This is a genomic window from Paenibacillus sp. BAC0078 (assembly GCF_054483875.1).
On record NZ_JBTLRW010000009.1, the window covers coordinates 195,419 to 207,772 of the forward strand.

At 53.5% G+C, this 12,354-nt stretch carries 12 protein-coding genes; 8 read left to right on the forward strand and 4 right to left on the reverse strand.

All coding sequences use genetic code 11. The annotated features are described in order from the left end of the window. Positions 1–45: 45 nt before the first annotated feature. Together ACX1DY_RS18355 and ACX1DY_RS18360 are read right to left on the reverse strand one after the other, a co-directional pair. On the reverse strand, positions 46–1,098 hold the full coding sequence (locus ACX1DY_RS18355; protein ID WP_458965640.1) for a hypothetical protein: 1,053 nt from the start codon (positions 1,096–1,098) through the stop codon (positions 46–48). 112 nt (positions 1,099–1,210) lie between these two features. Next, positions 1,211–2,068, reverse strand: a complete 858-nt coding sequence (locus tag ACX1DY_RS18360; protein ID WP_458965641.1) for a helix-turn-helix domain-containing protein — start codon at positions 2,066–2,068, stop codon at positions 1,211–1,213. Between the two features lie 146 nt (positions 2,069–2,214). On the opposite strand from ACX1DY_RS18360, the gene ACX1DY_RS18365 reads away from it, so the two are divergent. From ACX1DY_RS18365 to ACX1DY_RS18375, 3 genes are all read left to right on the forward strand, one after another. Continuing rightward, positions 2,215–4,494, forward strand: a complete 2,280-nt coding sequence (locus ACX1DY_RS18365; protein ID WP_458965642.1) for a beta-L-arabinofuranosidase domain-containing protein — start codon at positions 2,215–2,217, stop codon at positions 4,492–4,494. A 74-nt stretch (positions 4,495–4,568) separates the two neighbouring features. Beyond that, on the forward strand, positions 4,569–5,642 hold the full coding sequence (locus ACX1DY_RS18370) for a M24 family metallopeptidase (protein WP_458965643.1): 1,074 nt from the start codon (positions 4,569–4,571) through the stop codon (positions 5,640–5,642). A gap of 186 nt (positions 5,643–5,828) precedes the next feature. After that, positions 5,829–7,652, forward strand: a complete 1,824-nt coding sequence (locus tag ACX1DY_RS18375) for an NAD(P)H-hydrate dehydratase (RefSeq protein ID WP_458965644.1) — start codon at positions 5,829–5,831, stop codon at positions 7,650–7,652. A 7-nt stretch (positions 7,653–7,659) separates the two neighbouring features. Here ACX1DY_RS18375 and ACX1DY_RS18380 read toward each other — a convergent pair whose 3' ends face one another. Beyond that, a complete protein-coding gene (locus tag ACX1DY_RS18380; protein ID WP_458965645.1) occupies positions 7,660–8,115 on the reverse strand; it encodes a hypothetical protein in 456 nt (151 codons plus the stop codon). Between the two features lie 203 nt (positions 8,116–8,318). Between ACX1DY_RS18380 and ACX1DY_RS18385 the strand changes: the two genes are divergently transcribed. From ACX1DY_RS18385 to sdaAA, 4 genes are all read left to right on the forward strand, one after another. After that, positions 8,319–8,903 carry a DUF4269 domain-containing protein gene (locus ACX1DY_RS18385; RefSeq protein ID WP_458965646.1) on the forward strand — a complete coding sequence of 195 codons (585 nt, stop codon included), beginning with the start codon at positions 8,319–8,321 and terminating at the stop codon, positions 8,901–8,903. A 23-nt stretch (positions 8,904–8,926) separates the two neighbouring features. Continuing rightward, complete coding sequence (locus ACX1DY_RS18390) at positions 8,927–9,346, forward strand: GNAT family N-acetyltransferase (protein WP_458965647.1); 420 nt, start codon at positions 8,927–8,929, stop codon at positions 9,344–9,346. Between the two features lie 405 nt (positions 9,347–9,751). Then, positions 9,752–10,462, forward strand: coding sequence for an L-serine ammonia-lyase, iron-sulfur-dependent subunit beta (sdaAB, locus tag ACX1DY_RS18395; RefSeq protein WP_458965648.1), 711 nt, complete (start codon positions 9,752–9,754; stop codon positions 10,460–10,462). Next, the gene (gene sdaAA / locus ACX1DY_RS18400; RefSeq protein WP_458965649.1) at positions 10,459–11,337 is read left to right on the forward strand and encodes an L-serine ammonia-lyase, iron-sulfur-dependent, subunit alpha; all 879 of its coding nucleotides are present in this window, start codon (positions 10,459–10,461) and stop codon (positions 11,335–11,337) included. The genes sdaAB and sdaAA overlap by 4 nt, the downstream gene beginning before the upstream one ends. A gap of 53 nt (positions 11,338–11,390) precedes the next feature. Here the strand turns inward: sdaAA and ACX1DY_RS18405 are convergent, their stop codons facing one another. Continuing rightward, positions 11,391–11,693, reverse strand: coding sequence for a hypothetical protein (locus tag ACX1DY_RS18405; protein WP_458965650.1), 303 nt, complete (start codon positions 11,691–11,693; stop codon positions 11,391–11,393). A 61-nt stretch (positions 11,694–11,754) separates the two neighbouring features. Between ACX1DY_RS18405 and ACX1DY_RS18410 the strand changes: the two genes are divergently transcribed. After that, positions 11,755–11,946 carry a YwbE family protein gene (locus ACX1DY_RS18410; protein ID WP_458965651.1) on the forward strand — a complete coding sequence of 64 codons (192 nt, stop codon included), beginning with the start codon at positions 11,755–11,757 and terminating at the stop codon, positions 11,944–11,946. The last annotated feature ends 408 nt before the right edge of the window (positions 11,947–12,354 follow it).

Below are 12,354 nucleotides of genomic sequence, written 5' to 3' on the forward strand. Positions count from 1 at the left end.
GGACCTTCACCAACTGAAGGTTCGGGGGTTGTTTGTGTAGATCGCTCAGGCCACTGGAACGGGGAAATTATTCGGTGTGCTGCTCCAGGGGTCAGGGAAGGTGCGGTCAGGATAAATCGACTCAAAAAAGGCATATCCTACAGGATCATACGCTTTCAATTCCTCACGGGTATTGACCGGGCCACGGACGCCATCCCAGGTACCGTCGCTGCTTTCAGCCATAACGTTAAACCAGATGGCCGTTAGCGTTGCGAAGTATTCCTCGTAATTCGAGATGGCATAGGTTCCGGGCCAAAGGTTATTCGAGGCAGCGCTTTCATAGGCAGCAACAAGCTGCTTGGCTAGTGTCTGGTCCTCCAGATTATTAATCCCGATCAGATGGACGGCATGCCCGAATTCATGGGCCACAATGGATTCATTTTTATATTTGGTCTGAGAGGGCCCTTCCACATAACGCATAACATTCTTTTCCGATACCGAAGTCACGGGGATGGTTGTCGTTCCGCCGAAGCCCTCTACGGGATATTGCAGGAAATCCGTTCCGCCGCGATGCTCCGGTATGTCATAGGCATCTTCCTGCAATCCATAAATAGCCAGAGCGGCGTGATGCTCCACCATCTTCTCCGCGATCTCAGGTCTTTTGCATAACATGATTTCAATCATCGCACACGCCTTCTCATGTACAGCATAGTCAACAAGGGCCGAGGATTTAATCAGAATTCCTGATGTAGTACGGGTGAACCGGGTATAGAAGTGTTCCAGATTCTTAATAGGATAGAAGGGATGAAGCGATGGCTGGTTCCCCTGCACACTGCGGACAGGCCCAACGACCGACAGCGTAACTTTACCCAAATCGCTAAACTGTATAGGGTTTTGCAGACTTAGGGTGGTTCTGCGCTTAGTCTTCTCGTACACACATCGGGTATCCCAGGCCTCCGGATCATCGTTATTGCACAGCGGCTGGCTCACTCCATTAAGCTCCACTGAAAAAGACCGCGGATCATTGGCCCCTTCTGCATCGGCATTCCAATAAATTTCGATTTTTTGGAGATCAATAAATCGGACGGCTGAAATTTTTAGCTCGGCATGCTCTGTCATAGAATCCCCCTGTAAGGTTGTTTTGCGGAAACCGCTTACTTTTAGAATAGCATCAATTCCTTTGAAAAACGGTAGCGCAAACCTAACTTAAGGTGGACTATGCGGCATCCAATTATTTTTTATTAAAATGCTTGTAAAAAAAGGTTTTTCGATACTCGGTGGGCGTGACGCTCTCATATTTTTTGAACAAACGCATGAAATATTTCGAGTCCTCATATCCGGCTTCCGAGGCGATTTCGTTAATGCTTAGGTCGGTCTCGGTCAACAGCTCTTTCGCGTGCTTCAGCCTGAATTTGATAATCTGCTCCGAAATGCCGATTCCCGTATTTTTCTTATAAATTCTGGACAAGTAGTTTTTGTTGTATTTGAAATGATCGGCAATGTGTTCAAGCGTAATATCCTCAAAGGCGTGGATTCTGATCCAGTCCTGGATTGGCTGCAGCCGGTTGCCGTTAAATTCCTTCTGGATAAGATAGTCCATGATTTCCGAGGTCAATTCGTGTAGAAGACAGGTCAAATAAGCATTCAAGTAGTTTTTTCTTTTATTCTTCTGGTACAGATCGAGCAGCTGATTGAACATGATGTGGAAGCGTTTGGAGTCGATTTTGTTGGTGTATACAGGCAGAACAATCATCTCATCCAGATTATTGTCGTTAATGTCCTGGAGGACATCCTCTTCAGTCCTGAGCTGCAGATTGCTTGCTGCGAAGTGCAGCCAGTGAAATTTGATCCGGCCCTCACAATATTTGAGCCCCCGGTGAAGCGTGTGTGGAGGAATGACAAGAATCTCGCCGGATTCAATAGCGTAGGGGATATTGTTGCAATCAATGTACAGGGTGGAGTCTATAGGACTGATGATTTCATAGCTGTCGATGATCCTTTCTTTATGAATCCAAGGCCGATCTGTAAGAAAAGTTCCGGCAGAAATGAGGGTTGCTTGCCCCGAAAATTCCTTATCAACGAAGTACATAGCTTAAGCTCCTCCCATAAATCGAAATTGCCATATAGTAACTATAATCCACCTATTCTTTTTTTCAACTACCGACAGTAAATTTTATTTCTTGTAACATGGATTATGTGAAAGCGATTAAAAAAGTAAGCCTAGGAGGAAAGCAAATGTCGAATACATTGACTGATCTGGAAATTGTCCAAAGGGACATTGAGGCCTTGCATCTTGGAAATCTCAAAACCGTAGAGTTTGATATCACCTTGCCGACCGAAGGCAAAAATGGTTCGCAAATTACCTGGGTCTCGAAGGATGACCGCTGGATTAACGGTTCCGGGAAGGTGCACCAGCCTGAGTATGGAAAAGGGGACCGGGTCATTCCGGTGACCGCCACCTTCAGCTACGGAGAAGCGAGTCTGAAAAAGATTTTTGAAGTGAAGATACTGGAGGAGAAAAATAAAATCCAGGTTGAAAAGATTTTTCCGGTATACATCCGGCGGGAAGTGAACAAGGAATTTCATCTGCCTTCCGTTGTCTCCATTCAAACCGTAAGCGGGGATGTGCTGGCCCATTCCGTGACATGGCGCGGGGGCGACACACGAAATTATGCCGATATCGGGGAGCAAAGGGCGCTTGGCAATCTGACGGATACCATCTATGAGGTTGAGGCCGTTATCTTGGTAGAGAACAGCACCCCGAAATTGAGCGATAAAAAGCAGCAGTTGAATGCTGTCCCGATGAAAAATGCGCATCTGGCAGGCTCTTCCTTGCTCAAAACTGCCCAGGACCGGAGACTGGAGTTTCTGCTTACGGTTGACGATGACCAAATGCTCTACAATTTCAGGAAAGCCGCCGGTCTGGACACGTTGAATGCTCCAGCAATGATCGGCTGGGACTCGGAGGACAGCTTGCTGAAAGGGCATACCACCGGGCACTACCTCTCTGCCCTGGCTTTATGCTATGCCTCAACCGGCAATGTGCAGATCTACACAAAATTGAACTACATGATTGAAGAGCTGAACAAGGTGCAGTTGGCCTTTGAGGCGGATGAACGTTACCATTACGGATTTATCAGCGCGTATTCTGAAGAGCAGTTTGATCTACTGGAGGTATATACACGTTATCCGGAAATCTGGGCTCCGTATTATACCCTGCACAAAATTTTGGCCGGTCTATTGGACGGCTATAACATTGCGGGCATCGGACTGGCGCTGACCATCGCCGACAAGCTGGGAGACTGGGTCTACAACCGCTTAAGCGCGCTGCCGCAGGGGCAATTGAAGAAAATGTGGAGCATGTATATTGCCGGAGAATACGGCGGCATCAATGAATCCCTGGCCGAGCTCTTTACTTATACCCATAAGGAACATCATATTCTTGCGGCAAAGCTGTTCGATAATGACCGCTTGTTCTTTCCGATGACGCAGCAGGTGGACGCTCTGGGCGCGATGCATGCCAATCAGCACATCCCGCAAATCGTCGGAGCCTTCAAAATCTTCGAAGCTACAAGAGAAGATAAATATTATGAGCTCTCCAGGTTCTTCTGGGAATCGGTTGTGAATGCGCATATCTACTCGATTGGCGGAACCGGCGAAGGGGAAATGTTCAAGCAGCCGCACAAAATAGGCGCACATCTTACAGATCATACGGCTGAAACCTGTGCCTCTTACAATATGCTGAAGCTGACAAAGCAGCTATATATGTATGAGAAGGATGTAAAGTATATGGATTATTACGAGCGGACCATGCTCAACCATATTCTTTCTTCCACGGATCATGAATGCCTGGGCGCCAGCACCTACTTTATGCCGACCCTTCCAGGCGGGCAAAAAGGGTTCGATGAGGAGAACTCCTGCTGTCATGGGACGGGACTGGAGAACCACTTCAAGTATGGTGAAGCGATTTTCTTCGAAGACGCGGATTCCTTATATGTCAATTTGTTTGTTTCGTCTGTTCTGGAGGATGCCGGGAAGGGGCTGCAGTTGGTGCAATCTGTCCCTGAAGTGTTCACCGGTGAGCTGGAGCTTAACATTGAGACACTGGCGAGAACCAGCCTGAGAATCCGCAAGCCTTATTGGCATCAGGGAAAAGTATTGGCTTATGTGAACGGTACAGAAGTTCATGCTGCTGAAGAAAACGGATATATCGTGCTGTCCCGGAAATGGAGCAAGGGCGATAAAGTGAACATCAAGTTCAGCCCAGAGCTGCGTTTGGAATATACGCCGGATAAAGCCGACCTTGCTTCGGTAGCCTTCGGCCCTTATATCCTTGCTGCTGTGTCACCTCAGAAGGAGTACTATGAACTGCCGGTCCATGAAGGAGATATTGCTGGGCAATTTGAGCGGGTTGCAGACTCCAACCGCTTTGTCTATAAAGCTCTGAAGCTTGAATTTGCTCCGCTTGCTGAACTGAACCATGAGCACTATCATTTATATATAAAGACTATATAAATTCTATATGACAAGACGTTGGGAGGGAGTAATACATTCCTCCCTTCTGTTATGGAAAAGGAGAGTAATGCAAGATGAAGCGGATTGAACGTTTGTTGAAAAAGATGTCAGATGAGCACCTTCCGGCCCTGTATGTGAGTAATCCGAAAAATGTCCGCTATTTATGCGAGTTCACAGGAGAAGATTCAGCTTTGCTGCTTACAGAAAATGAAATCTATTTTATTACGGACAGCCGTTATGTGGAGCAGGCCCGCGAGGAGCTGAGCGACCTGATTCAGATTGCATGCTGGAAACAATCCCTATTGGATGAAGCGGCGGAAATTATCCGCAAACACAACATTCAAGAGGTTGGATTTGAAGGGGGACATTTGAGCTACAGCGATGGAGAGCATTTCAAAGCTCTGGTTCAGGTGAAGGCCAGAACAGCAGATGGCTGGGTAGAGGAGTTCCGCGCTGTAAAGGACGAGGATGAAATCCGCAAGACCATAGAGGCGGTGAAAATCGTTGATCAGACGTTAATACACATTCTAAATTTCATCCGTCCGGGCCTTTCAGAGAAGCAGGTGGCTGCCGAAATGGAGTATTTCATGAAGCAGAAGGGATCGGAGAAGACCTCCTTCGAAACCATTGTTGCATCGGGTATCCGTTCCTCTTATCCTCATGGTGAGGCAAGTGATAAAGTCATCGAACAGGGAGATATGGTCATCCTGGATTATGGCGCAACCTTCCAAGGGTATGCTTCAGATATAACCAGAACAATTGCGGTAGGCCAGCCCCATCCGCGTCTTGAAGAAATATATTATTTGGTGCTGGAAGCGGAGCTGGCGGGCTTAAACGCCATTCGTCACGGTATGATAAGCAAAGAGCTGGATTCGATTATCCGCAGTCCCTTCATAAGGGAAAATGTAAATGACCTGTTCAATCACGGCGCCGGCCACAGCATCGGGCTGGATATCCATGAAGCGCCTTATATCAGCTATCGTGCGGAATATGCGTTTGTTGAGAATACAATCATGACGGTTGAGCCGGGGCTTTACTTGCCGGGCATTGGCGGAGTGCGGATTGAGGATGATGTTCTGGTCGGAGCCGAGAAGAGCCGGGTGTTGACGAGAGCACCCAAGAGTGATTTAATCGTGTTGCCGTTTTAGTGAACCCGGGTCAAGCTCTGCTCTCCACCGGCATTGCCGATGACAATTTACGGGCGGATACGTTGGTTGTGGAGCCGGGTACAGCTTGTACACGCCGCAGTCCTATGGAAAAAGAAGGTATCCAAATTTCCGGAGCCGGCCCGGCGGATATAATCGTCTGTAACGGCGGAAAGGGGATGGGTCTATATGTATTTGGTTACTGCGGAGCAAATGCGGGAGCTGGACCGCGAGACAATCGGGCGGCTGGGCATCCCGGCGGTTGCGCTGATGGAGAATGCCGGACGGGCGATTGCTGAGGAGATCGTCCGCTTTTGCCGTGAGCGGGGGCGTGGGGTGGCGGGAGGTTCCGCGGGCCTTGGGCATACGGCGGGAGGTTTCCGGGCTGGTGGAGCCGGAGCAGCTCTGGGGGCAGGAAGCCTGGCTGGTGCGGATGGTTGGTATGTGGGGGGCGTGGATAGAGCTGGAGTAGCTCTGGGGGCAGGAAGCACTGCTGGTGCGGATAGAGCTGGAGATGCTCTGGAGGCGGGCGCGGATTGCTGGCACCGCGCCGGGAATGGGCGCACCGGGGAGCACGGTGCGCTGTTCTCGGTCAGCGGCGATGCCGCGCTGACCCTGGAGCATGCCGGCGCCGAGCATTGGCTCGTCCTCGCCGGCAAAGGCAACAACGGCGGCGACGGCCTCGCCGCCGCCAGGTACCTGCGTGAGGCGGGCATCGCCGTCACGCTGGTGTACGCGGCCGCGCCGGAGTCGCTGGCCGGCGAAGCTGCGCTGCAGCGGGACGCCGCTGCAGCGATGGGCCTGCCCGCCCTGGTCTACGGGCGGGACCGGGTGGACTTTGCCGCATGCAGTGGCATCGTGGATGCACTGCTTGGCACCGGCAGCGCGGGAGCCCCGCGCGGTGCCTATGCGGAGCTGATTGCCGCCGCGAACGGCAGCGGCAAACCGATTGTGTCCGCAGACATCCCGAGCGGGCTGGATGCGGACACGGGCCGGACGCATGAGCCTTGCGTTCATGCGGCGGTGACGGTGTGCCTCGCGTTTCTCAAACGCGGGCTGGTGCAGTACCCCGGCGCGGCGTGTGCCGGGCGTGTGGTGGTCCGCTCCATCGGCATCCCGGCTGCTTTGGCGCGGGAGAGCGGCGTCCCGGCCAGCCTGCTGACGCCGGAAGTGCTGCGGACACGTCTTATGGTAGACGTGTCACGCCGCCGTTCGCCCGAGGGCCACAAGGGTACCTACGGGCATGTCCTGCTGGCCGCAGGAACCTTAAGCATGAGCGGAGCAGGCCTGCTCGCCTCCCGCGCCGCGCTGCGCGGCGGCTGCGGACTTGTGACCTGGGCACTGCCGGATAAGCTGCTGCCCTATGTCATAGGCGCGGCCCCGGAGCTGATGCTGGCAGCAGTTGGGGAAGAGAGCGGCACATGGAGCGCCGGCACTGCCGCAGAAGTGCTGCGGCTGAGTGCCAGCCGGGACGTTGCCGCAATCGGCCCCGGCCTTGGCCGGTTCGAGGGCGACCAGGAATGGCTGCGCATGTTATGGGAAGGCATCGAAGCGCCGCTTGTCATTGATGCCGATGCCCTGAACATTCTGGCAGACAGCGGCTACACCGCTTGGGCCAGCCGACGCCATCCGGTCATCCTGACGCCTCACCCGGGGGAAATGTCCCGTCTGGCGGGGATTTCCACGGCTGAGGTGCAGCGGGACAGAATTGGTCTGGCGCTGGATTATGCCTGCAAGCACGGGGTGACCCTTGTACTGAAGGGAGCGCATACCGTGATTGCAACGCCGGAAGGCGAGGCTTATGTGAACATCACGGGCCATCCGGGCATGGGCACCGGCGGCGCGGGCGATGTGCTGACCGGGATCATTGCCGGGCTGCTCGCGCAAGGGCTGAATGCTGCACAGGCAGCGGCTTTTGGTGTATATCTGCACGGTCTGGCCGGGGAACGCGCCGCCCGCTTGCGGCATGATCCATCGGCTGTGATCGCCGGGGACATTATTGAAGCGCTCTGAGCGCAGCTCAGAACAGCACCAGGCAGAGCAGCGGGACGAACAAAGCGAACACGGGAAGCAGGAGCGGCAGGCGTTCACCGGCCAACTGCGCGAGCCGGAAAAGGAGCAGCACACAGATCCCGGCGATGCCAGAGCTCAGGGCATCGCCGCCTTGCTCCGAAGCCAGCCACAGGCCAGCACCATAACCGGCGGCGGCGTACACGACCAGGGCCGGGACGAGAGAAGAGGAGCGGAATATGCGCAGGAGCGCATCCGCCACCAGTGCCATCGGCAAGCCGTAGGCATAAATGGCATAGGGCACCGATGTCGGCCAGCCCTCGGGTACGCCATCCGTATGCGGGATTCCCAGCGTCAGCAGGGACACCAGCATAAAGGTCAGTCCGGCGGCGGACAGCTTGGTTAATGCGTACATGCCTGCGTTTAGCCTGACGGACGGAAGGTCGTACTCTTTGTGTTTGTTCATGGGTTTTACATCCTTTCAGGGATTGTTGACCTGAATACAGGCTCCCGTGACATATAGGGATATAAGGCTCATTGGGCGATGTTGCTTGTGTGCATCGGCCATTCGGTATATTTTTATGCATCCGCCCAGAAAAGCGTGCGCAGCCAGTTGTCCGTAAGCCATCATATGGCCCAAGGACTAAGTTAGATGAAGGAGGGGCCGGCATGCTGAATTTGGACAAGCTGCAGACTCTGGACTATTTGGAACGGGGAACGGAGGTGCAAAGAGAGGTCTGCCATCTGCTGCGGGAGCTGCGCATTATGGAGCTGCTGGAGGAATATCACCCGCTGCTGGTCGGAACGGTTCCCTTGGGAATTCAGGTGGAGGGCAGCGATCTGGATATCATTTGTGAGGTCCATGACTCCGGGCGGTTTAGCGCAGAAGCCAGCCGATTCTTCGGACACTGGAAAGGTTATAGCGCGGTGACCCGGACGGTTCGGGGATTCCTCCGCACCAAAGTCAATTTTGTGGCGGGCGGCTGGCCGGTAGAGCTGTTTGGTCAGCCTTTGGCCACAGAAAAGCAGAACGGATATGTACACCTTTTGGTGGAGGATCGGATATTGAATCTGCTGGGACCGGGCTTCCGCCAAGAGGTGATCTTGCTGAAGAGCAAAGGAATGAAGACGGAGCCTGCTTTTGCCAAGCTACTGGGACTTGCGGGTGATCCTTATGAAGCGTTGCTGCTCTTGGCCGGGCTGCCCCCGGCAGAGCTGGAAGCCGTCTGCAGAAGAGCTTATCCATACATATGAACATAATAGAAAAGGAGTAGAAGATGAACTACAGACCAATGATTGCCAATGATTACGAAGCCGCTTATCGGTTATGGGAGAATACGGCGGGAATGGGCCTCAGCTCCGCAGATTCCCGGGAAGAGATTGTCCGCTATCTGGAGCGCAATCCCGGGATGAGCCAGATTTGCGAGAATGAGGACGGCACAATTGCCGGCACTGCGATGTGTGGCCATGATGGGCGCAGAGGGTACATGTATCATGTGGCCGTCAGTGAAGACAGCCGCGGCAAGGGAGTCGGACGGAAACTGGTATCCCTTTGTCTGCAGAAGCTGCGGGAGTCCGGGATTATGAAATGCCATTTGATGGTCATAGAGGACAACGGTCTCGGCCGCAGCTTCTGGGCAGGCACCGGCTGGCAGGAGCGGGATGGCATCGTCCTGTTTTCTCAGGATACCTGCTAATACGCTGGAAGGCACTAGGTACAGGGTAATCGCATACGGATTTTTTTAAACCCTGCACTCAAAGTTTCAGGAATAAATGGCTTTGGACGTGTTCACCCTACTTGCCGGGTAGCTGAGGTGGAACTTCCTTACTTAACTCACCCCGTCACGCTCCAACAACAGCATTTCTGCCGTTAATTCTGATTGAACGGTCCAATCTTGCTCCAACAACGGCATATCCTGCCGTTATTTCTGATTGAACCAGCCTTCCTTACGGTTTTCCCTGTTTTTAGTTCATTTCGTAAGCGATAGTCCTGGTAGTAGGTAACAACTGATGTCACGGTGTAGCTTTTATGCTGCTGCTGTATAATATACAGGAAGAATATATTGTAGAATTTTGAATTTTGATAGCGGGAGACCTGAACAATGCGGTTTAAAGATGTATTCTCAATTATTGGCCCGGCTATGGTCGGGCCTTCAAGTTCGCATACAGCGGGCGCAGCGCGGATTGGCAGAGCGGCCCGGCAGGTGCTGGGTGAGCAGCCGCGTGAAGCTGAGGTGACCTTCTTTGGCTCCTTTGCCGCTACGTATCAAGGGCATGGCACGGACCGGGCGATTGCCGGGGGACTGCTGGACTTCGCTACGGATGATCGCCGTCTGCCCGATTCCATCCAGCTTGCTGCCGAAGCCGGGATGAATATTTCCTTCGGGCAGGGAACGGGCCTGTTCCCCCATCCCAATACGGTCCGACTGCGTCTTGTCGGCGCGGAGACAGGCACGGAGCTGACGCTTACAGGCACATCCATCGGCGGCGGAAATATTGAAATCGTTGATATTGACGGCTTCGGGGTGAAGCTCACAGGCATGTATCCGACAGTGCTGATTCAGCACATGGACTATCTTGGGGTGCTTGCCAGTGTAACGGATGTGATGCGCAAAGGAGAGCTTAATATCGGGCATATGTCGCTTGACCGCAAGAACCGCAGCGGCGCTGCCCTGACGGTGCTGGAGCTGGACGAGCCGGCGAAGCCGGAGCTGCTTCGGGACCTGATGGCCTTACCGGCCGTGAAATCGGTAAAAATCGTGGATTTGAATGAGAATGGGCGAGAACAGAAAGGGAAGGAAAGCACAAGATGAATTTTCAAACGTTAAGCCAGCTGGCTGTATTATGTGAAGAACGGGGACTTACCATCGGCGAACTTATGCTGGAGGAGCAGAGCGAAGAATCCGGGCGGTCCAAGGAGCAGGAATTCGCTACGATGAGCCAGTATTATGGCGTTATGAAAGAGGCGGTACACCGCGGCATGACGGAGAATACCACCTCGCGCAGCGGTCTGACAGGTCTTGACGCCCAGCGGGTTGCTGCCTATAACACGGCGGATGAGCCTTGTCTTGGCGGACCTGCCGGCCAGGCCATGGCGTATGCTCTGGCTGTCTCGGAGGTCAACGCCTCAATGGGCCGCATCATTGCTACGCCGACGGCAGGCTCCTGCGGAATTATCCCCGGTGTCTTCCTAAGCTGCCAGGAGCGTTTCGGCTGGGATGATGATTATATGGTATCCGGTCTGTTCGCTGCCGGTGCGATAGGTTATGTGATTGCCAATAATTCGTTTGTATCCGGGGCGGAGGGCGGCTGCCAGGCTGAGGTGGGCTCGGCCATCGGGATGGCAGCGGGAGCACTGACCGAGCTGCGCGGCGGAACACCGGCGCAGGCGGTTCATGCCGTTGGGCTTGCGCTCAAAAATACCCTTGGGCTGATCTGTGATCCTGTAGGCGGGCTTGTGGAAATTCCCTGCATTGTGCGCAACGGCTTCGGTGCTGTTACTGCGCTCGCCGCCGCAGATATGGCAATGGCCGGAGTACGCAGTGTAATCCCGTCCGATGAGGTGATCAAGGTTATGCTGGAGGTCGGCTCCGCTATGCCGGAGAAGCACCGCGAGACGGCAGGAGGCGGCTTGGCCCAGACCCCTACCGGGCGGAAGATTATGAAGGAGCTGCGGAACACCAAGTAGTCCGAGGCCCCCACGATTACCGTTTTAAGGACGGCGCAGCCGTGTCTGCTAGATCAGAGCATATGAAACCTTTCGAGCTGCTCCCATTGCTCTTCCTGCCGGAGAATTTCCTGCTGCTTCGTTCCCATAAGATCAAAGTGCGGGAAAGGCTCGCGGTTATGAATATACTGGGCCGGCAGCCCGTTCTGCTCGCACCAGCTTCTCAGCCGGGAGAGATCGCTGCAGCCGACTTTGGTTACTGTGGTCATCCCCGGGAAACGCGGGTCCAGCCAATAATGTGTCAGGAAAGCGATCTCGCCTGCGGAGACCGCCTGCTTCCAGCGGGTTAATTCTTCTCTCTTAATTCCGAAGGCCATTGCTGTCCCATCCTTATCCGTAAATGTAGCTCTATTATAACTCATGAAAGGGGAGAACATCATGAACGGCCAAATTAGAGCAGATATCCGCCCCGGACTTGAGGTGGATATTGTGCTGAAGCAGGATCAGGCTACAGGCAAACTTACACACGGCGTAGTCAAAGATATTCTGACCAACTCGCCCCGCCATCCGCACGGAATCAAGGTGCGGCTGACAGACGGCCAGGTCGGCCGGGTCAAGAATATTACGTGAGCTCTACAAAGCGCTCCCAGCCCAGGCCGCTGTTCATTTGAACAGCGTATCTCTGAGGCGGGAGCGCTTTTGCTGATGTAGGGCCCGGAATACATAACTCCCGGCTCACTGTGGCAGGCCTGATAAAAATAAGAGGAATAAGACCCGCTACTCCGCATGAAATCCCCATTACCCACGAGTTAAGGGGAATTCCTCCCTGTATAAATGCCCAATTTATCACGGGAAGGGCTACCGTCCAAATATAGGGGGACGGTTTCCCTCAATTTTCCTATGAGACCTGTTCCTTCGCAGAATAGAGGGCGATTTTCCCACTATTTTGATATTCATTGCTTTTTCCCGACTTGTTCCGGTACTGGCACGAAAATTGCACTTTCCACTCCCTCAGTCAACTACTATTGTTAGGTTGAG

Coding starts and splice junctions, on each gene's coding strand:
- ACX1DY_RS18380 (WP_458965645.1), bottom strand. CDS start 8,115: ATGAACAAACACAAAGAGTACGACCTTCCGTCCGTCAGGCTAAACGCA.
- ACX1DY_RS18410 (WP_458965651.1), top strand. CDS start 11,755: ATGAACGGCCAAATTAGAGCAGATATCCGCCCCGGACTTGAGGTGGAT.
- ACX1DY_RS18355 (WP_458965640.1), bottom strand. CDS start 1,098: ATGACAGAGCATGCCGAGCTAAAAATTTCAGCCGTCCGATTTATTGAT.
- ACX1DY_RS18370 (WP_458965643.1), top strand. CDS start 4,569: ATGAAGCGGATTGAACGTTTGTTGAAAAAGATGTCAGATGAGCACCTT.
- ACX1DY_RS18375 (WP_458965644.1), top strand. CDS start 5,829: ATGTATTTGGTTACTGCGGAGCAAATGCGGGAGCTGGACCGCGAGACA.
- ACX1DY_RS18360 (WP_458965641.1), bottom strand. CDS start 2,068: ATGTACTTCGTTGATAAGGAATTTTCGGGGCAAGCAACCCTCATTTCT.
- ACX1DY_RS18390 (WP_458965647.1), top strand. CDS start 8,927: ATGAACTACAGACCAATGATTGCCAATGATTACGAAGCCGCTTATCGG.
- ACX1DY_RS18405 (WP_458965650.1), bottom strand. CDS start 11,693: ATGGCCTTCGGAATTAAGAGAGAAGAATTAACCCGCTGGAAGCAGGCG.
- sdaAA (WP_458965649.1), top strand. CDS start 10,459: ATGAATTTTCAAACGTTAAGCCAGCTGGCTGTATTATGTGAAGAACGG.
- sdaAB (WP_458965648.1), top strand. CDS start 9,752: ATGCGGTTTAAAGATGTATTCTCAATTATTGGCCCGGCTATGGTCGGG.
- ACX1DY_RS18385 (WP_458965646.1), top strand. CDS start 8,319: ATGCTGAATTTGGACAAGCTGCAGACTCTGGACTATTTGGAACGGGGA.
- ACX1DY_RS18365 (WP_458965642.1), top strand. CDS start 2,215: ATGTCGAATACATTGACTGATCTGGAAATTGTCCAAAGGGACATTGAG.